At 48.5% G+C, this 20252-nt stretch carries 19 protein-coding genes; 11 read left to right on the forward strand and 8 right to left on the reverse strand.

Annotated features, from left to right (window positions below):
• The first annotated feature begins 20 nt into the window (after positions 1 to 20).
• The 7 genes from GK108_RS08450 (at position 21) to GK108_RS08480 (ending at position 7170) form a co-directional block, all read left to right on the forward strand.
• Positions 21 to 1229: an endonuclease/exonuclease/phosphatase family protein gene (locus GK108_RS08450; protein ID WP_246224758.1), complete on the forward strand. Its 1209-nt coding sequence runs from the start codon at positions 21 to 23 to the stop codon at positions 1227 to 1229.
• A gap of 139 nt (positions 1230 to 1368) precedes the next feature.
• Positions 1369 to 2109, forward strand: coding sequence for a hypothetical protein (locus GK108_RS08455; RefSeq protein WP_163945799.1), 741 nt, complete (start codon positions 1369 to 1371; stop codon positions 2107 to 2109).
• Positions 2110 to 2302: 193 nt separating this feature from the next.
• Positions 2303 to 2755: a D-aminoacyl-tRNA deacylase gene (gene dtd / locus GK108_RS08460; protein WP_163945802.1), complete on the forward strand. Its 453-nt coding sequence runs from the start codon at positions 2303 to 2305 to the stop codon at positions 2753 to 2755.
• Positions 2756 to 2894: 139 nt separating this feature from the next.
• Positions 2895 to 3536 (forward strand): O-methyltransferase, encoded by a 642-nt coding sequence (locus GK108_RS08465; protein ID WP_163945807.1) that lies wholly within the window; start codon positions 2895 to 2897, stop codon positions 3534 to 3536.
• Positions 3537 to 3576: 40 nt separating this feature from the next.
• Positions 3577 to 5946 carry a LysM peptidoglycan-binding domain-containing protein gene (locus GK108_RS08470; RefSeq protein WP_163945809.1) on the forward strand — a complete coding sequence of 790 codons (2370 nt, stop codon included), beginning with the start codon at positions 3577 to 3579 and terminating at the stop codon, positions 5944 to 5946.
• 283 nt (positions 5947 to 6229) lie between these two features.
• Entirely contained in the window at positions 6230 to 6796 is a 567-nt protein-coding gene (locus tag GK108_RS08475) for a DUF3109 family protein (protein ID WP_163945812.1), read from the forward strand.
• A gap of 41 nt (positions 6797 to 6837) precedes the next feature.
• Complete coding sequence (locus tag GK108_RS08480) at positions 6838 to 7170, forward strand: MGMT family protein (RefSeq protein ID WP_163945816.1); 333 nt, start codon at positions 6838 to 6840, stop codon at positions 7168 to 7170.
• Between the two features lie 103 nt (positions 7171 to 7273).
• On the opposite strand, the gene GK108_RS08485 is transcribed toward GK108_RS08480, so the two are convergent.
• Both GK108_RS08485 and lgt read right to left on the reverse strand, forming a co-directional pair.
• Positions 7274 to 7894, reverse strand: coding sequence for a transposase (locus GK108_RS08485; protein WP_163945820.1), 621 nt, complete (start codon positions 7892 to 7894; stop codon positions 7274 to 7276).
• Positions 7895 to 8137: 243 nt separating this feature from the next.
• Positions 8138 to 8986 (reverse strand): prolipoprotein diacylglyceryl transferase, encoded by an 849-nt coding sequence (gene lgt / locus GK108_RS08490; RefSeq protein ID WP_163945827.1) that lies wholly within the window; start codon positions 8984 to 8986, stop codon positions 8138 to 8140.
• 97 nt (positions 8987 to 9083) lie between these two features.
• On the opposite strand from lgt, the gene yidD reads away from it, so the two are divergent.
• The gene (gene yidD / locus GK108_RS08495; RefSeq protein ID WP_163946918.1) at positions 9084 to 9293 is read left to right on the forward strand and encodes a membrane protein insertion efficiency factor YidD; all 210 of its coding nucleotides are present in this window, start codon (positions 9084 to 9086) and stop codon (positions 9291 to 9293) included.
• A 76-nt stretch (positions 9294 to 9369) separates the two neighbouring features.
• Here yidD and GK108_RS08500 read toward each other — a convergent pair whose 3' ends face one another.
• From GK108_RS08500 to GK108_RS08510, 3 genes are read right to left on the reverse strand one after another with little or no spacing between them, the layout of a single operon-like run.
• The gene (locus tag GK108_RS08500; RefSeq protein WP_163945846.1) at positions 9370 to 11565 is read right to left on the reverse strand and encodes a M4 family metallopeptidase; all 2196 of its coding nucleotides are present in this window, start codon (positions 11563 to 11565) and stop codon (positions 9370 to 9372) included.
• 32 nt (positions 11566 to 11597) lie between these two features.
• On the reverse strand, positions 11598 to 12422 hold the full coding sequence (locus GK108_RS08505) for a hypothetical protein (protein WP_163945849.1): 825 nt from the start codon (positions 12420 to 12422) through the stop codon (positions 11598 to 11600).
• 25 nt (positions 12423 to 12447) lie between these two features.
• On the reverse strand, positions 12448 to 12900 hold the full coding sequence (locus GK108_RS08510; RefSeq protein WP_163945853.1) for a hypothetical protein: 453 nt from the start codon (positions 12898 to 12900) through the stop codon (positions 12448 to 12450).
• 368 nt (positions 12901 to 13268) lie between these two features.
• On the opposite strand from GK108_RS08510, the gene GK108_RS08515 reads away from it, so the two are divergent.
• Entirely contained in the window at positions 13269 to 13646 is a 378-nt protein-coding gene (locus tag GK108_RS08515) for a co-chaperone GroES (RefSeq protein ID WP_163945858.1), read from the forward strand.
• A 93-nt stretch (positions 13647 to 13739) separates the two neighbouring features.
• Positions 13740 to 14087, forward strand: coding sequence for a DUF4174 domain-containing protein (locus GK108_RS08520; protein ID WP_163945862.1), 348 nt, complete (start codon positions 13740 to 13742; stop codon positions 14085 to 14087).
• A gap of 132 nt (positions 14088 to 14219) precedes the next feature.
• On the opposite strand, the gene GK108_RS08525 is transcribed toward GK108_RS08520, so the two are convergent.
• Positions 14220 to 16196, reverse strand: coding sequence for a sialate O-acetylesterase (locus GK108_RS08525; protein ID WP_163945866.1), 1977 nt, complete (start codon positions 16194 to 16196; stop codon positions 14220 to 14222).
• A gap of 148 nt (positions 16197 to 16344) precedes the next feature.
• Between GK108_RS08525 and GK108_RS08530 the strand changes: the two genes are divergently transcribed.
• Entirely contained in the window at positions 16345 to 17229 is an 885-nt protein-coding gene (locus tag GK108_RS08530) for an SDR family oxidoreductase (RefSeq protein ID WP_163945868.1), read from the forward strand.
• Between the two features lie 4 nt (positions 17230 to 17233).
• On the opposite strand, the gene GK108_RS08535 is transcribed toward GK108_RS08530, so the two are convergent.
• Together GK108_RS08535 and GK108_RS08540 are read right to left on the reverse strand one after the other, a co-directional pair.
• Positions 17234 to 18706, reverse strand: coding sequence for a phytoene desaturase family protein (locus tag GK108_RS08535; protein WP_163945870.1), 1473 nt, complete (start codon positions 18704 to 18706; stop codon positions 17234 to 17236).
• A 108-nt stretch (positions 18707 to 18814) separates the two neighbouring features.
• The gene (locus GK108_RS08540; RefSeq protein WP_163945874.1) at positions 18815 to 20101 is read right to left on the reverse strand and encodes an O-acetylhomoserine aminocarboxypropyltransferase/cysteine synthase family protein; all 1287 of its coding nucleotides are present in this window, start codon (positions 20099 to 20101) and stop codon (positions 18815 to 18817) included.
• Positions 20102 to 20252 lie beyond the last annotated feature (151 nt).

Genomic DNA, 20252 nt, shown 5'->3' on the forward strand with positions numbered 1-20252 from the left:
CCTAACTCAACGTTCAGCCTATGATAGTTTATAAACGAATTCTGGATCTCTTATCACCTGCGCTACGTTCTCTGGGGCCAGCCATAGCCGATATGAGCCAGCTTATTGCCAGACGCTACCAGCAATTATTCAGACGTTATCAGCAATTTCCGATTGCCTATACTGCGCTTGGTTACCTGTTTTTTACGATGGCCCTTTGTTACTATCCTATAGTTGGGCATTGGCTGACAGGCTTTGTGATGATGACCTTGCCGCTAGCCATTCTTGGTGGATTTGTAGCCTGTGTTTATCTGATGCTGAAAAAGCAGCAGATGATTGCCACCGCTGGCCTGATATGGGTTTTATTTTCTTTTCTGGTGGTTAAACGACTGGTTGGAATTCAGGCCAATGATACAGACGTTAGCGAAGCTGAAACATTAAACGTGCTGAGTTTTAACAGCGAAACCTTTTCGGTAGGAGCAGGTTCGAAGTTTAATGCGTCGGCGCTGAAAGCTGATATTGCCTGTTTTCAGGAGTATTCACCCAACCCACAAATTGAAGGTCAGTATGCTGCTCATGTGAAAAAACTGACCTGTTTCGATAAAGATCGCGAAATAGGCCTGGCATTATTTTCTAACTATCCGATTGTGAATCAATATGGTCGTATCTGGAATCGCTCAAACGGACCAGATATTAATGGGTTCGTGTGCGCTGATATCGCTTACGGCGCTGATACGATTCGGGTAGTGAATGTACATCTGTGGTCAATGGGAGTACGTACCAGTCAGATGGTCGATGCGCTGAAAGCCGGTGAGGTTGGTCGATTTTCGGCTGAGTTAGTCGATACGTTTCGTCGGCTGAAAGAAGGGTTCGAAAATCGGAATGCACAGCTTCTGGAAGTAGAATCGTTCACGGCCGGCAGCCGCTATCCGGTCATTATCTGTGGCGATTTCAACGAAACCCCAATCGGGTATTCATACGGAAAGCTTAGCCAGAATTTCAGTAATGCGTTCGAAAAGGCTGGTAAAGGATTAGGGTTTACGCTAAATCGACATCCGTATTGTGTACGTATCGATCAGCAGTTTGCCAGCCAGGACTGGCACATTAAAACCTGCCAGACTTTATCGGGCATATCCTTCTCTGATCACTTCCCGGTTATGGCGCAATACGTCTTGAAAAAGTCGCTGAATGTTCCGGCTAGCATACTCACCCAACAGAAACTAGTAAGCCAGTCAACCATCAAAAACTAATCTTTTATCTACCTGTAAATACAGTTTATCTACCTTTTCAATACACCGTTTACTCAAAAGCAAAGGCTAACCGAGTTCGCTCCGTTAGCCTTGTTTTGTTACGTTCCGACTCATAGGCAACATCTAAACAAGCATTGCCATGAATCGAGTGTTGTTAATTACCATAGCGTTGGTGTTTGCTACGTTGTTTTCGGCCTGTCGGACAACGTATTTGCTTAAAGAAAATTTTTCCAGTGATGTAATCGGCAACCGCCCCCTAAAAAATATTCCCGGCGATCCGGCTGGCGATTCGGTTGCTTATACGTCCGTTATTAATCCAAGACTGGCTATTCAGGCTTCTACTGTATCGTCGGGCCGGAAAGCACTCGTGTATTCAGAAGCGTCTATTTCGGGAGAAACGGCTTTCAATCAGTGGCTCTCATTCAAAGGAATTGTGTCGGACTATCAACAGCCCATCTGGTTTTACTGGACCGGAAAGCAACGTAACGCCATTGGTGAGTTGCTGATTGATATTCAGGGAGTTCAAGGGTTATGGGTAACACGATTGAAGATTATGCCTGATGGTCGGTTGATTCGCATCACGAACGTAGCGACCGGCGCAGGGGAGGTACTGGGTCAATTTACTACCGATCAGGCCCATACTATTGTTATTTCGCTGCAGCCCGCTGCCCGCCGGTATAACATTACGGTGTTTGGCACGAGAGAAGGAAGCGATTCGAATCGCAAAAATGTTGCCGTTATTGCGGAGCCCAATCCGATGGGTCCCGTGTTCAATTCGGCCAAACCGTCGATCAATTTCCGGTACCAGAACGAAAGTTTTACGTCAACACCAGCCTATGTTTTCGAGAGTATTTACATCAGTCGTAAACAGCCTGATTGAGCCGACCTGAAGTCCATTACGACAAAATGTAGCAGAATGTAATTATGTGGTTACCCCACCCTAAATCCCTCCCCCGTAGGGAGGGATTTAGGGTGGGGTGATGATGATTAATTTCAACTTCCGGGCATTCGTGATTACTTTTAAGCCTGGTTAGTACACACTGGCCAGGCTTTTTGTTTATTCCGATTAGTTTATGCTTGCTGTTATTCAACGAGTTTCTCAGGCTTCTGTTACGATCGAAAATCAGGTTAAAGGTCAGATTGACGTCGGATTTTTAATTCTGCTGGGCATTACGCATTCGGATACGCGCGAGGATGTTGACTGGCTCAGCAAAAAAATTGTTGGGATGCGTATTTTTAGCGATGAGGAGGGGAAGATGAATCTGGATTTGGCATCGGTGAATGGCAATATTTTACTCATTAGCCAGTTTACATTGCATGCGAGCACAAAAAAAGGAAATCGGCCCAGTTTTATTGAGGCTGCCCGGCCCGACGTTGCTATTCCCTTATACCAGGCTATGATCAGTCAGCTGGAAACCGATCTGGGAAAACCAATCCAGACGGGTGAGTTTGGCGCTGACATGAAAGTGGCCCTGCTCAACGATGGGCCGGTAACGATCCTGATCGATTCAAAGAACAGACAATAAGCGGCTGTCCTCAGGCTATATTTTTCGCACTAGGAATCGGTTTTTTAACGTTTGTTACCTAATAAATACTACTTTTACTTAAACCAGCCCATTGGTTATGTTACATCGCTAATCGAAAAAACATAGCTGAGTCTGTCGAATGGATTTTTTGCCCCCTGATCTTACCGCCTACGCAGAAGCTCATACGTCGCCAGAGAGCGATTTGCTACGTGGTCTCAATCGAAACACCCGCGCTCACATTATGGCGCCCCGAATGTTGTCGGGGCATATGCAGGGCCGTTTTCTATCGATGCTGTCGTGGATGGTCCGCCCCCGGCGTATTCTTGAAATTGGTACGTATACAGGTTACTCGGCTTTGTGTCTGGCAGAAGGTCTCACCGACGATGGTTTGCTCATTACCATCGACCAGAACGAAGAACTGGAAGGTTTTGCCCGTTCATACTGGAATCAGTCGCCCCTGAAAACCAAAATCGATTTTCGGCTTGGACTGGCCGCCGATATTATTCCGACCTTCGATGAAACCTTCGATCTGGTATTTATAGACGCCGATAAACGGAACAATTCGCTGTATTTTGATTTGATCATTGACAAGATCCGGCCGGGCGGTTTTATACTGGCCGATAATGTGTTGTGGAGTGGCAAGGTTATTGAACACGTGAAGCCATCGGACCACGATACGCCTGCTGTATTGGCTTTTAATCAGAAAGTCCAGGATGATCCGCGCGTAGAGAATGTGCTGTTGCCCGTCCGAGACGGAATTATGATGATACGTAAACGCTGAATGACGATTGACAAAACGGGCCGCCGTAGCGGTACGATTTATGAAAAGATTGACGTACTCTCTAACCTTATTAATTACCTTATTCAGCCTCGTGGCGTCGGCGCAAACGTCGGTGCCGGTCGTTCCGGAACAGTTAACGTTTGCTGATATATCGGTTCGTTTAGATCCGGATGCCCGGCGTCTTGTTCAACAGGATGTAAATGCGTTGCTGGCTAACCGACAGTATTGGGTGGCTAAATTAGATCGGGTTGTGTTGTATTTCCCGATGATTGAAGCCATTCTTATTGATGAAGATGTGCCAACGGATTTTAAATATCTGGCCGTACAGGAAAGCTCGTTAACGCCCGATGCCGTGTCGTCGTCGGCAGCAGTGGGTTATTGGCAGTTTAAGCAGGAAACGGCGCTGGGGCATGGTCTACGGGTCGATAATGAAATTGACGAACGCAAAAGTATTTCGGCGTCAACGCATGGCGCTGCCAAATACCTGAAAAAGAGTAATAGCCAGTTTAATAACTGGGTTGCTTCGCTGTATTCGTATTATCTGGGCGCTGGTGGCATCGCCAAGCTAATTCCACCCGATTGGTCATACGCGCGGGAAGTAGCCCTGGATGGTCGGACAGACCGGTACATACTCCGGTTCTTTGCGCATAAAGTAGCTATCGAAAGTGCGCTGAAATTTCACCAGACCAACAATCAGTTTGCCTTGATCGAGTACGCCAATGGTGGTGGAAAAAGCGTAAAAAATATTGCCGAAGAGTTGGGAGTCGATGAGTTTGAACTGCGGAAGTACAACCGCTGGATATTAGGCGAGGCTGTTCCGACGGATAAGGCATACGTAATGGCCGTTCCGGTGGCGAATAACCAGATCAATGATGTTCGTCAGAGAATCTCGACAAGTACGCCCAAAAAGGCTCCTGATTTTGCTCAGAATGATGTCGGATTTCCGGTGCTACGTCGGGTAACAACGGGCTTGAGCAGTAAGAATGAACCAGTCCTATACGAAATAAACGGTTTGCCGGGTATTCAGGCGCAGGCGGGGGATAACAGTGCTTCCCTGGCGCGTAAGGCTAAAATTAGTCTGTCGAGCTTTCTGCGGTATAATGATATGAATGAACGGGACCCGGTCATTACCGGCGACATTTATTATCTGGCCAAGAAAATGAAAAAAGCGCTGGTGCCCTTTCATACGGTTCGTCAGGATGAAACGGCTCGTAGCATTTCGCAGCGATACGGTATTCGACTCAAAAAGCTGATGCGGTATAACCGTTTGGATCGCTTGCAGAAGCTAACGGTTGGGCGTGTCATGTGGCTGCGCGAACGTCGTCCGGCCAACAAACCCGTTGAGATCATTAACTCGCCAACCCCTCCCGTGTATGACCAGACGCCAACACCACCATCAACCCGCGCCGAAACAACGGTTGCCGATCGTGGTTCGAATGGACAAAATCGTACCGTTACTGGCATGGACAATGTTCCTCGTAATGCATCAGAGCGGAAAAAATACCAGCCTAAATTAGTTGATGGTGGCGTTACGCCTAACGATGGCACATCGGAACCCGCCACCGCCCCGGCTCCCGAACCTACACGCACAACAACCAGCCCGTCGATTGACATACCGGCGCCAAGCACTCCATCGACCACAAATCGTCCGGCTTCTTCTGAAGGCTCACAACGGGTTGTTATCGTTCGGACGCCCGATGCGTCGGAAGCACCACGTACCGTGCCCGTGGCTACCACTCCCGAACGCTCGTCGGACGTAACGCCAACGAAAGCAGCGAAGCCAGCCGATACGTATGCCAGCAGCCGTCCCGTTAAAAAGAGCCCGTCTGTTCAGTCGGACCCTGGTTACGAAGGCCCTCGTGAACAACAAGCTGACGGCTCATTGACGATTCCATCGACTCCACCAACTACGTCGGCAAAACCGGCGGTGGTGAAAAGTGAAAACCGCCCTGCCGCTACGTCCGAGAAGCCACTGCCTGAGCCGGTTAAACCGTCGGCAGAAGCTGTGAGCAAAGGTGCCGCTCTGAAAAGTACGTCGGGTTCTTCAGCGAAGAACTCTGGCTCAACGCATACGGTCGAGCCGGGTCAGACGTATTACAGCATTTCAAAAATGTACGGCTTGTCGGTGGACCAGTTACTGGCATTAAACAACTTGACAACCAGCAACGTATTGGAATCGGGACAGCAACTGATTGTGAAGCCCGCAACGGGGGCATCTAGTGCGCCGACCCGTACCGGCAGCGCATCAACATCGAATCAGGGTACAGCAACGTATCATACGGTAGCGAAAGGAGAAACCATGTTCCGAATTTCGAAGCAATACGGTGTCACTGTCGAGCAAATTCAGGAGTGGAATAACCTCAGTGATGTGGGGGTTAAAGAAGGTCAGAAGATCAAAATTCTGAAATAAACGCTCTATATTATTTCTAAAAAGCCGATCCGCACACGTGGGTCGGCTTTTGCTTTTGAAGACGTACGGGTAAAAAATTGGGCAATTATGTCAAGCTGGAATACGCAGCTAAAACGACAGTCCGTTTGATGACCGATAGAATGGCGAACCTTTGCCGGCAGGCGTGTATCTTTACGTATTGAAACTATCGCCTAACGATAAGCCTATGAAGGGACGAGTCGTCATTGCGCGATAGGTATAGCGTTGATATATGATATAGCGGTACAGAACCGCTTCTAAAACTATGATATTGATTGACAATACGTGCATCAGCGATGATGTTGCTGAAAAGTTTTTCGTCTGTAATCTGGATAAGTGCAAAGGTGCCTGCTGTGTTGAGGGCGATATGGGTGCCCCGCTCGAAGGTGATGAACCGGCTATTCTGGATCGGATTTTTGGCGATATCAAACCGTATCTTTCTCCCGAAGGTATTCGGGTTATTGAACAAAAAGGTGGTTACGAATCGGATGGCGACGGTGGGTACGTAACCACAACCGTTGGCGGGCGCGAGTGCGTGTATGCTATCTGGGACGATAAAGGCGTTCTGAAATGCGGTATTGAGGAAGCCTATAACGACGGAAAAGTAGATTGGAAGAAACCAATTTCCTGCCATTTGTATCCGATACGTGTCACGAAATACGAATCGTTCCATGCCCTCAACTACGATCGTTGGCCTATTTGCAGTCCGGCCTGCAATTTTGGCGAACAGCTTAATGTACCAATCTATAAGTTTGTTCGGGAAGCACTAATCCGGGCTTATGGCGAAGAATGGTACGCCAAACTAACCAAAGCCATTGAAGAGAAAGAATAGTAAGTTCTCTGAACCTAACGCTACGTTCGGCTGGCGTCTGTATGGAACAACGTAACTATTTTGAGGAAGTATACGAAGTTGTCCGCCTGATTCCGCCGGGACGCGTCACTACGTATGGTTCTATTGCCCGTTATTTGAGCCTTCGAGCGGGCGCTCGGATGGTTGGCTGGGCCATGAACGGTTGTCATAATCGCCCCGATGTACCGGCGCATCGGGTTGTGAACAGCATTGGTGTTCTGACAGGAAAGCATTTTTTCGGTGAGCCTGATGTAATGCAGCGGCTCCTGGAAAATGAAGGGGTTGCCGTCAAAAACGACAAAGTTGTTGATTTTAAAACACGTTACTGGGACCCTTCTGTAGAGTTAGCCGTGTAGCAATCTATATGCGGTGATACGTAATACGGATGCCATATCTTGGAGATATGGCATCCGTATTACGTATCACCGCATATTTCTGAACGAACGGAGAAATAAGCGATCACTTCAAACCGGCCAGTTTCGGTAAATCGACATCTTCGACCGTCGCTTTCAATTTGTCCATGCTCACTCCTCGTCCTTTGGCCGTAACAATGAAGCGCTTGTTGACAAGGAGTGCCAGTTCCCCATCTTTACTGGTGTTGTCGTACTTTTCGAAGGATTTATAGTCGCCCATTTTCCCGGTTTTCTCATAGCCGTTTTCCGTCTCCTTGTCTACCTCAACCACCGACCAGGCTGCCAGACCCATCAGCATAGTAGTGCCGCCCGCATCAACAATGGTTAAGTCAATGGTTTCGCTGTTGTCGGTATTGGCATAGTTGCCTGTGGCTGTAGAAATGACCAGGCCCGCTGTGCCGTTTTTCTCACCCGATGCCTCTTTACGGGGAAGTCCACCGGCATCGGCGGGTAGCATGTCTTTCAGTGTTCGGAAATCAACGGCTTCAACAGGACCATTTTTCTCCAGCTCTTCGGCCTGGTCTGCCATTTCTTTCATTGCCTTCATGGCGCCAAGGGCGGAAACGGAAGATTCATCTTTTTGCTCTTCCTCTTCTTTACTGCCGCAGCTACTGAACAGTAGGGCGCAGATCAGGCCAGTGCAGAGTAGGTATTTTTTTGCTAACATTCTTGGTGAGAGTTTGGTGATAAGGATACCAGAACGGTCGCCATTCGGCCGACCTTACCACATTTACCACATGAACTGAAATCTGGCATGGACAACTGAACGCTTAGGTTCTGGTATCAGCTATCAAATAACGGTGTTCTCGAAAACCAAGCGTCAATCTTTTGAGTAAACGTAATTGAAATAGGTAAAAAAACGGAGAAGGGGCCGTTGAGCCCCTTCTGACGTGTATAAAACAATGCTACGTTACGACTTTAGTTCTTTCGGGTTATCCTCAAAATCGGCTTGTGGAATGGGTATACGATAGCTGCGAACGAGGAAATAAATACCGAGCAAAACAGCGGGAATACTCAGAAGCTGGCCAACATTTAGGGGGAGGCTGTCCTCAAAAGCCACCTGATTTTCTTTCAGGTATTCGTAAAAGAAACGTAGTGTAAATACCCAGATCAGGAAAATGCCCAGCATACTGCCTCGTGGGGTACGCTCTTTGTGCCGATTCCAGAACCAGAGTAGGAAAAAGAACAGAACCAGACAGGAAAGGGATTCATACAACTGAGCAGGATGACGGGGAATTTTGGCGTATTCGGTATTATTCATGAAAATGAAAGCCCAGGGTACATCGGAGGGCCGTCCCACAATTTCGGAGTTCATCAGATTGCCGAGTCGGATACTGGCACCGCCGAGCGCCACCGCAATAACAATCCGGTCGGTGACCCAAAGAAAGGTTTGATTTGTTAATTGACTGCCTTTCCGGCGGGAATACAGCCAGAGTGCAGTCAGAATACCGATCGTGGCACCGTGACTGGCTAATCCACTATAGGGCGGAATAATAACGTCCAGTGGCCGATGGAGCAGTACTTCGGGTTCATAGAAAAGGAAATGCCCGATTCTAGCCCCCAGAATGGTAGCCACAACCATGTAAATCAGCAGGGTGTCCGTATCGGCAACAGGTTTGTTTTCTTTCTTGAAAATGTAGGTCATGATCTGCATACCGATCAAAAAACCCATCGCGAAGAGCAGTCCGTACCAACGTACTGAGAACGAACCGATGTGAAAAATTTCGGGATTGATATCCCAAATCACGTATTGCAGCATAACGAATTAGTATCAACGTCGATGAATAACGAGCGACGGCTGGCAAAGATACAGATTGCGGGAAAGTTTTTAACCCTTTTCGTGTTATAGGCGCATGATGAAATCATTTCTGATTGGATTGGTCAAGGTTTATCAGGGCGCTATATCGCCTTATTTCCCGAATGCGTGCCGTTATACGCCAACTTGTTCGCAATACGCTATCGAAGCCATTCAGAAACACGGGCCTATTCGGGGCGGTTGGCTCGGTATCAAACGAATAAGCCGCTGCCATCCGTGGGGCGGACACGGCTACGACCCGGTGCCTTAGATGGTGGGTTGGTAGTTTTTCATGAAAAAGGTCTTCCCTGTTAGAGAAAGACCTTTCGAACGTAACGTATCTACGTTTACTGTTTCAGAACTTTATGTACGATACGTTGCTGCTCCAGCAGCACGTCGAGCACATACGTACCCGTAGGCAGAGACGCTACGTTGAGCACGCGCTCATTCTGGCCCGCATTTCCTTGGTAGGTGTGATTCTGCTGGATGCGCCCTTGTAAATCCAGTAATCGAATCTGAACGTCACCGGCTTCTTTAAGTAAAAACGTCACCGTTAGCTCATGCTGCACTGGGTTGGGGCGTATTTTTACCAACGAAACGTCTTCGAGGGTTGGCTCTGCAACGCCGACTCTCAATCCGTTGGTTGAGAAGAATACGGCCCCATCGGGTTCGGTTCCCTGTTGATAACCAGATGAAGGGGTTATACCACTCGGGAACGATAAGCCCCACCAGCCCGTATCGCCAGCGTTTAGACAGGGGCGGTATTGGTCGGCACCAGCAACTTTGGTGAAATTATCCCAGAAATTATCGCCCCGTGGATAAAACTTGTCGTTTGACGCGCCAGGAATAGCCGTTACCAGGCCTCGCTTATTGTTGGGGAATTGACGAATCTGAACATTCAGGCCGTTCCAGGTACCTACATGACGAGGGGTGCTCATATCGCAGGGATTAGGCGGATTGGAGCCATTCTGGGCGTAGAAAACAGCGCCATCGGGCTCAGTGCCCTGATAATAGCCAGCCGGTGGAGCAATCGTACCCGGAGCGCTCAGTCCACCCCAACCGGTGCTTCCCGCATTGAGGCAGCTTTGCAAGCCAGCCGCACCCGGATCAAGGTTGAAGCTACCCCAGAAGTTATCGCCCCGTGGATAGTATTTATCGTTCGATGCACCAATAATGGCCGTCACCAATACATTTTTGCCCGAAATCTGACGGATTTGTACGTTTAACCCATTCCAGGTACCAACGTAGCGTGGACCGCTGCTGAAATTGCAATTGGCTGTAGAGCCACAGTTTACGTTTACGTTGAATGTATACGTTGGGGTATAACAGCCTGAACTGGGTTTCGACATTGCCAGCGAATACTGATAATTTCCTGAGGTAGAAGGAGCCGTTACGTTCAAACTCGTGCTATAGCTCGAATTATAGGGAACATTAGGACCACTATAGGAATACGTGACACCCTGACAGGTCCAGCCGTTTGAATAACCTGAGCTTCCGACTGTACAGCCTGTATTGAGTGTGATGGCCTGATTGCAGGCTACGCTAGTGGGCGTGAACGACGTAGCGGCAAAGTTGCAGTCAGGGCTACATACATAGGTTGTTGGTAGGCCCACGGCACCCCAGGCTGCAGCAACGGCCCGTTGTTGCGGGGAGCACTCGCCGAACAAGGCTCCCGCTGCCATACGAAGGGCGTTGGCAGCATTAGGATAATTGTAATCACCGTAGATATAGTTTTCAAGCCCCCAATACACCACGCTCATCGCATCCTCAAAGCTTATGGGTGTGATATTGCCATTGGGACCGTTGCCTGTTGTAAGGGTATGAAACCATTTCGAAAGAACAGTGCTATTGTGATGTTGCTGATTATTAAAATCCCAAAAGCTTGGCTCTTGATAAATTTGTGGATAGGGGCGATTGGGAAATATACCAAAATTTGTAATACTGTGCGGATTTGCCATATCTCTCAGCAGCATGACATCTTCACCAATACGATAATTCCAGATATCATTGGGGCCTCCAGTTGGATACAGTTCTCGCTCGATGGTTGTACCGATTATATCCGAAAAGCCTTCGTTTAGCGCTCTCGGTTCAGGATTTGTAGCTGAAGGTGTCCAGCCCGCTATTAAATAGTTGGAAACTCCATGCCCGTATTCGTGCGCAACAATGTCGACAGACGAGAGAAAGTTGCCGTTATTTTGGCCAATTACCATAATGTTGTTATTGGCAGCGGAGGAATTGTAAGCCCATACAGCATTTCGTTCTATTGAGTTACTTATTAAAACGCGCGCTACGGTGCCTGCTCCGTTAACGCCATTCATGTTAAACCGATTCTTGAAGTATAGATAGGCTCGCCAGGTGGCCCAATGAGCAGTAGTAGCCGCCTGTGCGGTGTTTCCCCAATTAAGTGTAGGGTTAGTTATTTCCGGATCATCCCAGGCCGGATTCACATTTGGATTATTGGGGTCTGTGTTTGCTAATACGAAAGCAGCATTATTGTTTTGATCAAAACGGGTTTCTAATCCCTGCGGAATGTTTGTACTCATGGTTAATCGGAAGCCACCAGTAGGCGCTGGTTCTACTTCGAATGTAGGTACAGGTTACTGCGTGGATATAACAAATTGAAGGTAGCGGGCTGGAACCAATTGGGCTGCGTCCTTGTAGAAGACATTTTTGTGTTAGTTTCAGTGCTTTCATGGTGGTGAGCAGGGTTAAAGCACTTTTGTAACAATGGAACTTTTGCCAGCAGTTGCCCCGTGGTTGCATCGACATAAACACGACTTGGCTCCTGAATTTGTTTAAGATCAACGTCTTTCCCGTTCGCGTAAATATCGAAATAGTAGGTTAGACGATAATTTTCTTTGGCATAGTCGCCAGCAACATTGGCCAATACCAGTACACCTTTAGGCAGGTGCTCTCGTACATCAGAAAGCGTTAATTTTCTATCAGTCAAAGCTATTTCCAAAGCTTTCTGCTCGGGTATGGCTTTGTCGACGGCTAAATCTAAACCGTCGATAATACGACTATGTGCCGCTCTAAGTCGTCCGTTACATGAGTGGAGCGTAAGGTGACCTCCCTCAACCAGCAGGCTTTTGTAGTAAAGCTGGTAATGTTGGTGACGGGTCTCTTTGACATCGGTTCGGTCCCGCACTAATTGAAGCGAGTAGCCTTCGCCCATGCCGATGGCCTTGGCAAAGCGAGTGGCGAAAGAGGCCGCATCGATGACCTCACCGTCGGGCCTGAAATCGAGCCAGCCGTCTGACGTAGCGTTGGTGGTGAGGGCTAAGAATGTTTTGTTCTGCTCGCGAAGGTATTTAGGTTGATAGGGCTGAGCAACTAAATTAGTTACCCCCCCCCCCAATATAAAGTAATAAACTAGTAGGTGAACTAACGATGGTTTCATGGTGCAAATGGTGTTTTTTGTGTACTTAGTTTACTTTTTGGGCTCTATCCAGTCGAAATGTATAAATAGGACCGGGAGCGAGTTTATCCACATTTACCATTTCATAAATCGTCCCCCAAACCCGGTACGAATACATATTGGTCGAGTCCGCTAAACGGGATTTTGCACCGTCTATAACATAGATCAAATTGGGTTTATAGTTGCTGCTTATTTCACTAGCCTGAACAGGGCACATCATGGCTGCCCTGAAAGGCCCCCACCCTGGAGGTTCATCACTTATAATTTCCTTAAACAGAAAGCCATCCCCACTTATACCAGCGAGCCCCCCCTCGACTCGTTTGACAAATTCAAAGTCCAGCCCTGGCCAACAGCAGTTTCCATCAGGGCAGGCATAGGGCTCGTCTCTTTTACAACTGACGCCCACGGCTAGCCAAAGCACGCTCACGGCGAGCAGTTTTTTTGCTTGTCTTAAGTACATACAATGAAAGGTTTGGTGAATTAGGCGAAAGTAAAAAACAGGAAATGAATTTGTCAATATATAACTAAAAATATTTTTTATTGGATTATATGTAAATAATTATTCATATTTATTAGTGGAGTATATTAATTCTATAAATGATAGTAATTATTGGTCTAATACGTCAATCTGGTATTAACTGGCGAGTGTTATCGTAAAGCTGATAGTTTATCGATGGCTGATGAATGTTAATTTTGTTCTGTATATCTTTCCATGAGATGGCTCGTTTGGCATACGTAGTCATTCTGTCATTTTGACGTGCTTTGTCGTTCCTGCCCGATTTTTGCCAATACGTTCTTATGAGTAAAGATTCTTGACTACGAACTGATATGGTTAATATTACCGCCGATAACAAACTGACACGCCTGATCGTCGTGGGCGATCGCGTACTGATTAAGCCGAAAGATCCTACCGACCGTACGGTTAGCGGGTTATATCTGCCGCCTACTGTGCAGGAAAAAGAACAGGTTCAATCGGGCTACGTCATAAAAGTGGGGCCGGGTTATCCAATTCCGTCGCCGATGGATGATGAACCTTGGAAGGAAACGGAAGAAAAAGTGAAATACATGCCGCTGCAGGCGCAGGAGGGCGACGTAGCGTTGTACTTACAACGTAACGCCATCGAGCTGCAATACGAAGGTGAGCAGTACGTCATTGTACCACAGGCATCGATTCTCATGCTGGAACGGTCAGAGGATTTGTTGTAGGTCAAGTAGAGGTTTGCTATCTATCCTCTAAACACTCTAGGTTGCCATTAGTTGATACTTCGAATTGTTTTATAATTTGGAATCACCCGTTTTATGGAAAGCGTAGCGAATCAACAAAAGTCGCTGAAAGCGATATTAGCCGACAAAAAAGATCATCGGAACGTATTGCTTCTGTATGGTCGTGATGATGCGCAGCATTATCTGATCGAGCAGCAGGAAGCGCTCATCGAAGTAAAAGATGACCTGGCTAAACATGATCTGGATGTTATTGTCATTGTAGCTTCTGAGTTACAGGAACCAGACCGTCAGTTTCTGATGCACGATTATAAATTGATTCCTTCAGACGAGTTTAGCGGTTGGCTCATCGGCAAAGATGGAGAAGTTAAGCAAACCTATCAGAAGCCCGTTTCTTCAGAGGAATTATTCAATCAACTGCACTAGAGTCGCCGGGCGGCCCCGCATGATTAAACGGATTAGGGGATCAAACAGATTTTGTTTCAATTATGAGCGCTTCTTCGAAGCAAAAACAAAATCTGTTTGATCCCCTAATCCGTTTAATCCCGGTTCTGATTATCAATCAAACTTTGCGGCTTCAGTGATTCCTTTCCACGTATCGGTTCGGAAGGGGACGGCTGGGAATGATTCTTTATTATACAAATTCACCTCGCCGTTATCGTCGGCCCATCCATAGCGTACAGCTACGGGCGTGGCTACGGAATCGGCATGGACAACGACCGAATTGCCCTGAATCTCGGCTTTCGCGTAATAGAATTTCTGATCTGATCCGGCAATTTCGAAGCCTTTCAGATAGCCATACTTATCTTTTGCCATCAGGCCGCTACCCGCATTCTGGAAGCTGATAATAGCCCGATTTCCATCGATCGTCATCTTCTCAAACATTGGCCCGCGCGAGGCATTCCCAAGCGATGCGTCGCCTTTCGCCGATTCAGAATAAGCCACCCGCATAGCTTCAGCAGCCAGCCGTTTTCCAACGTCCAGCTTATTTTTTGGGTGGATATCGTTCGATTCACCAATGTCGGACGTAACAGCCATGCCCGTATTGGGGAGCTGCAGCGTCATGGTCTGTGCTTCTCGTAATTCGGCCCAACTGCTGCCGCGCCGACTATCGCCATTGGCCGAATTGTAGCTGGCCAACTGAACAAATAAGAAAGGAAAAGCGGTGCCCCAGCGTTGCCGCCAATCCTGAATCATAATGGGAAATGCTTTTCTGTACTGATAAGCCCGGCCCGCATTCGATTCGCCCTGGTACCAGATTACACCTTCAATCGCATACGGAATCAGCGGATAGATCATGGCATTGAACAACTGCGTAGCATACGTATTGGGGCCTGGTTTAAAGGAGCCCGGAAAAACGGAAGCTACCCGATACTGCCATTTTCCGGCCAGCGGAATCGTAGTACCATCGTTTGATAAGTTAAACTGCTCAGGCTTACCAACGATGCCGCCCGCTCCCGCATCGTCGACAACACGTACCGCAATCACGTTACGTCCTGGTTTTAAGAGACCTTCCGGAATCGGGTAGGAGCGAACAGCCATCCCTTTGGCTGAACCGACAAATTGCCCGTTAACAAAGGTTGAATCTCTATCGTCAACGGAACCGAAATTCAGCGTCATTTTCTTGAGGTTGGTTCCTTCGGGAATAGTTATGTCGCGACGAAACCAGACAACACCGTCGAGGGTCGGTAAACCACCCCATTCCCAGTCGCCGGGTTGGTTCATGTACTTCCATTGATCCGTATTGATCGACGGATCCGACCAGGTCCATTCTTCGGTAGCGGTGGTCGGTAAACCACCCTGTTGTTTTTCCAGTAGAAGTCGGGTACGTTCTTTGCCTTTTTCAATGACTTCCTCGTACGTAGCGGGTATTTTGCTAATGGCGGGCTTAAACTCGTCGTTCTGGTTGAACGCGTCGCGGCTTGTCCAGGTTTCCGAATGCGTACCGCCCCAGCTCGAATTAATCAGGCCAATGGGTACGTTAAGCTCTTTCTGAAGCTGACGTGCAAAAAAATAGCCAACAGCCGTAAAGTAGGGCGCTGTTTCTGGACTACAGACCGTCCAGTTCCCTTCGATGTCATCCTGTGGGGTTAAGCTGATGGCCTTCTTCACCAGCAAATGCCGGATTTGAGGGTAATTGGCAGCTTTGATTTCTTCTTTGGCGTTGGTCGAAGACTGAAGCTGCCATTCCATATTCGACTGACCGGAACATACCCAGACTTCGCCCAGTAGTACGTCATTAAAGGCAACCGTATTCTTTTTGCCCGCCACTGATAACTGATAAGGCCCTCCGGCTTCCATTGGATCGAGAACCACTTTCCATTTACCATCTTTGCCGGCCTTTGCGGTTTTGGTCTGGTTGTTAAATGTAACCGTCACTTTTTCGCCCGCATCGGCCCAACCCCAAACCGGAACGGGCTTTCGGCGTTGTAGAACCATGTGCGATCCGAAAACGTGAGACACCCGAACATCGGCAAAAGCTGTTTGTATAGCCAGCAAGCTGATCAGGAAAGCACTTCTCTTAAAACCTTTCATTCGAATTCAGGATTTAGTTGATTAAACGTTGATAGTCGGACAGAAACTAATAGCTCTACACCTGGATGCCAAACCGATATGGCTGGTAGTTCTAAAAGCTAAAAACGGTTGAATTTCCTTATTTATCCAACAAATCTACTGAACAAACGTGGCAGACGAACGAATTCTAATTACCGGTGCAACGGGCAATGTGGGTTCGGCAACGTTACTCGAGCTGACGAAACACCCGGATAAGTCTCATTTCGAGATTGTGGCTGGTGTTCGTAACCTCTCCCATACTGGCGAGCTACCCGTTACGGCAGCCGACCAGGTTGTACCGCTGGATTTTACCGATAGCGCTACGTTCGACAGGGCGCTGGCCGGCGTAAATCGGGTGCTGTTGGTACGTCCGCCCAATTTGTCGGATGCAGATCGATTTATGAAACCGTTTGTTAGCGCCATGAAAAAGGCTAATGTTCGACGCGTTGTGTTTTTGTCGATGCAGGGCGTAGAGCACCTGCCCACTACACCGCACTACAAAATTGAAAAGCTGATTGTGGAAGCTGGTTTAGAGTTTACGTTTCTGCGGCCCAGTTTTTACATGCAGAACCTGTGTAGTTTTCATCGTGACGAAATCCGACTCCGGAACGAGCTGTTCGTTCCGGCTGGTAAAGGACGTATCAATTTTGTGGACGTGCGCGACGTAGCAGCCGTAGCAGCGCAGGCGCTGACGAGCCAGAACGCGGAGTATTTTAACCGAGGCTATGAGTTGACGGGTGGCGAAGCGTTGACCTATACCGACATAGCCAAAACGCTAACAACAATTTTGGGCCGTCCTATTCAGTACCGTAATCCGTCTGTGCTGCGATTTATCTGGCAGAAATGGCGGGTTGAGCATCGCCCGCTTAATTACGTACTGATCATATCGGCCTTGTATTCCTCTGTCCGACTAGGGAAAGCCGCCGAAACCAGCAGTGATATAGAGCATTTACTCGCCCGACCGCCTATTCCGTTCAGGCAGTTTGCAGCCGACTACTGTGAGGTGTGGCATTAGTGGGTTAACCGCCGGCCAGCGAAATTGGTGTTGGTAGCCCGAATCCTTCCCGCAGCGCAACACGGGCCGCGTGATAACCACACATACCATGAACACCACCGCCGGGTGGGGTAGAAGAGGAGCAGAGGTAGATACCGGGGGCCGACGTTTGATAGGGTGATAACGTAACGACGGGACGGGTGTAGAGTTGACCAATATCAATGATCCCTCCGTTAATATCGCCCCCAATGTAATTGGGATTGTAAGCCTCCATCTGCTGCGTATTCATAGTGTGCCGGGCCAGAATCAGATCCCGGAAACCAGGAGCAAAGCGCTCAATCTGGCGTTCGATGGCCTCTGTTCTGTCGACGGTGGAGCCATTCGGTACATGACAATAAGCCCAGGCCGTATGTTTCCCCGCCGGTGCACGGCTGGCATCGAAAAGACTCTGTTGCGCGACCAGAACAAAGGGCCGGTCGGGATGCTGACCGGCTGAGGTTCGTTGTTCTGCTTCGGCGATTTCCTCAAACGTACCACCGATATGGATAGTACCCGCCGAGCGACATTCAGGCGCTGTAAACGGAATAGGGCCGTCTAAAGCCCAGTCGATTTTGAACACGCCCATGCCGTACCGATACTTTTCCAACTGCCAGCGATAGAAACGATTGGCGATACCCGAAGAAAATTGATCACCGGCTATGTCCAGTAGTTGCCTTGGCGTTACGTCGAAGATTGCCACTTTCGCAGAAGGTAACTGTTGCATGGATTGTATCGGCCTGTCGGTTTCGATGATACCGCCGATTGATCGGAAATACGAGGCCAACGCATTGGCAATAGACTGAGAGCCGCCTTTAGGAACAGGCCAGCCGCGTAGATGACCGGTTGCCATCAAAACCAGAGCAATGGCCGATGTGGTCAGATTCGACAGGGGCTGTATGGAATGAGCAGCCATGCCGGCAAACAATCCCCGAGCCTCCTTTGTGGTAAATCGTTTGGCTAACTGCTGGGCCGACGGAAGTGCGTTTAACCCAAACTGAGCAAGGTCCAGCGGGTGTTTTGGGATACGTAGTGGGCCCAATACGTCGGTTGCCATGGCAGGCCAGTGGCGAACCAGCGGTTCCATAATCTGACGATAGACCTGTTCATCGGCGCCAACCGAGCGGGCCGTTTCATCAATTGAGTGTCGCAGAGCCGCTGCAGTACCTCCATCGAATGGGTGAGCTGCCGACAGTGGCGGGTAAATAAAGTCAAGACCGTGATCGGCCAGCGGTAGACTATTGAAAAAAGGAGAACCGGCTGCTAATGGATGAACTGCCGAACAAACATCATGCACAAAGCCCGGCAGCGTCAACTCCGCCGACCGTAAACCTCCGCCAATCGTTGATTTAGCTTCGACTACTAAAACCGATAAACCCGCTCTGCGTAACGTAATGGCAGCACTTAATCCGTTTGGGCCTGACCCAATTACAACTGCATCGTACTCTGTTCGGCTCAACATAAAATGGTTTATAGTTTTAGGTTTACAGTTTATGGCTGGTGGCTGTACGTTTTGACGTAGTGATAACCATAAACCTTAGACCATAAACTATAAACCCAAAACCTACTATTACAACTGAGCAAACGCCTGCTCAAAGTCTTCTTTAATATCGTCGATATGTTCAATGCCGAGCGAGACACGTAACGCTGTTGGCGCTACGCCAGCACCCGATTGTTCTTCCTCATTGAGTTGTGAGTGTGTCGTTGAGGCTGGATGGATAATCAGGGTTTTCGAATCCCCTACGTTCGCCAGATGGCTCACCAGTTTGAGGCTGTTGACAAATTTTTCGGCGCGGGCTTTGTCGCCTTTCAGTTCAAACGAGAGAACACCACCGAATCCGCGTTTTAGGTATTTCTTGGCTAGTTCGTGGTGCGGGCTGCTTTCTAAACCTAAATAGTTGACCGACGCCACTTCTGGATGCTGTTGAAGCCACTGGGCCAGGGCCAGCGAATTTTCGGCTGTCCGTTCGATACGTAGCGTCAGGGTTTCCAAACCTTGCAGCAGCAGGAACGAATTGAAAGGGCTAGCCGATGGACCCCAGTCGCGCAGGCCTTCTACACGGGCCCGGATAATAAACTGAATATTGCCGAATGGTCCACCAACCCCGAATACGTCGTTCAGGACCAGACCGTGATAGCTGGGCGATGGGTCCGTAAATTGAGGGTACTTGCCATTACCCCAGTTAAATTTCCCGGAATCAACAATGACACCGCCAATACTCGTACCATGACCGCCGATCCATTTAGTCGCTGACTCAACGATGATGTGAGCACCGTAATCGAAAGGGCGGCAGATCGCACCAGCCGCACCGAACGTATTATCGACGATGAGCGGCAGGTCATATTTTTCGGCGAGTCGGGCAAACGCGTCAAAATCGGGAACGTTGAAACCTGGATTACCAATCGTTTCCAGATACAGGAATTTGGTACGGTCATCGATCAGACGTTCGAAGCTGCTGACGTCGTCGCCATCTGCAAAACGGGCTTCAACGCCAATGTTTTTGAATGAATTTTTAAATTGGTTGTACGACCCTCCATATAGATACGTAGTGGTTACGAAGTTATCGCCGACGGTCGTAATGTTATTGATCGCAATAAACTGAGCGGCATGTCCAGAAGCAACGGCCAGCGCGGCAACTCCCCCTTCCAACGCTGCGATACGCTTCTCAAACACATCGCTGGTTGGGTTCATGATTCGTGTATAGATATTGCCGAACTCTTTCAGCGCAAACAGATTAGCGCCATGCTCGGTATTGTTGAACGCATAAGACGTTGTCTGATAAATCGGTACTGCACGCGAATTGGTAGTTGGATCAATCTGCTGACCGCCGTGCAATTGAAGCGTTTCAAATTTCATGTTGTGACTGGTTTTGTTAGGTAAATGAATTAGTTATACGTCTCATTGAATCTGGTTTACAGTCGCGGACAGGCTGACTTGCTTACAAATCCGAAACCCGGCCGTTGTTGACTCATAAACCAAAAACAAGAGACTATAAACCCTAAACCCC

The organism is Spirosoma terrae (assembly GCF_010435915.1).
Lineage (GTDB): Bacteria > Bacteroidota > Bacteroidia > Cytophagales > Spirosomataceae > Spirosoma > Spirosoma terrae.

Coding starts and splice junctions, on each gene's coding strand:
- GK108_RS08450 (WP_246224758.1), top strand. CDS start 21: ATGATAGTTTATAAACGAATTCTGGATCTCTTATCACCTGCGCTACGT.
- GK108_RS08500 (WP_163945846.1), bottom strand. CDS start 11,565: ATGAGTACAAACATTCCGCAGGGATTAGAAACCCGTTTTGATCAAAAC.
- dtd (WP_163945802.1), top strand. CDS start 2,303: ATGCTTGCTGTTATTCAACGAGTTTCTCAGGCTTCTGTTACGATCGAA.
- GK108_RS08465 (WP_163945807.1), top strand. CDS start 2,895: ATGGATTTTTTGCCCCCTGATCTTACCGCCTACGCAGAAGCTCATACG.
- GK108_RS08480 (WP_163945816.1), top strand. CDS start 6,838: ATGGAACAACGTAACTATTTTGAGGAAGTATACGAAGTTGTCCGCCTG.
- GK108_RS08535 (WP_163945870.1), bottom strand. CDS start 18,706: ATGTTGAGCCGAACAGAGTACGATGCAGTTGTAATTGGGTCAGGCCCA.
- GK108_RS08525 (WP_163945866.1), bottom strand. CDS start 16,196: ATGAAAGGTTTTAAGAGAAGTGCTTTCCTGATCAGCTTGCTGGCTATA.
- GK108_RS08455 (WP_163945799.1), top strand. CDS start 1,369: ATGAATCGAGTGTTGTTAATTACCATAGCGTTGGTGTTTGCTACGTTG.
- GK108_RS08540 (WP_163945874.1), bottom strand. CDS start 20,101: ATGAAATTTGAAACGCTTCAATTGCACGGCGGTCAGCAGATTGATCCA.
- GK108_RS08510 (WP_163945853.1), bottom strand. CDS start 12,900: ATGTACTTAAGACAAGCAAAAAAACTGCTCGCCGTGAGCGTGCTTTGG.
- GK108_RS08505 (WP_163945849.1), bottom strand. CDS start 12,422: ATGAAACCATCGTTAGTTCACCTACTAGTTTATTACTTTATATTGGGG.
- lgt (WP_163945827.1), bottom strand. CDS start 8,986: ATGCTGCAATACGTGATTTGGGATATCAATCCCGAAATTTTTCACATC.
- GK108_RS08470 (WP_163945809.1), top strand. CDS start 3,577: ATGAAAAGATTGACGTACTCTCTAACCTTATTAATTACCTTATTCAGC.
- yidD (WP_163946918.1), top strand. CDS start 9,084: ATGAAATCATTTCTGATTGGATTGGTCAAGGTTTATCAGGGCGCTATA.
- GK108_RS08485 (WP_163945820.1), bottom strand. CDS start 7,894: ATGTTAGCAAAAAAATACCTACTCTGCACTGGCCTGATCTGCGCCCTA.
- GK108_RS08520 (WP_163945862.1), top strand. CDS start 13,740: ATGGAAAGCGTAGCGAATCAACAAAAGTCGCTGAAAGCGATATTAGCC.
- GK108_RS08515 (WP_163945858.1), top strand. CDS start 13,269: ATGGTTAATATTACCGCCGATAACAAACTGACACGCCTGATCGTCGTG.
- GK108_RS08475 (WP_163945812.1), top strand. CDS start 6,230: ATGATATTGATTGACAATACGTGCATCAGCGATGATGTTGCTGAAAAG.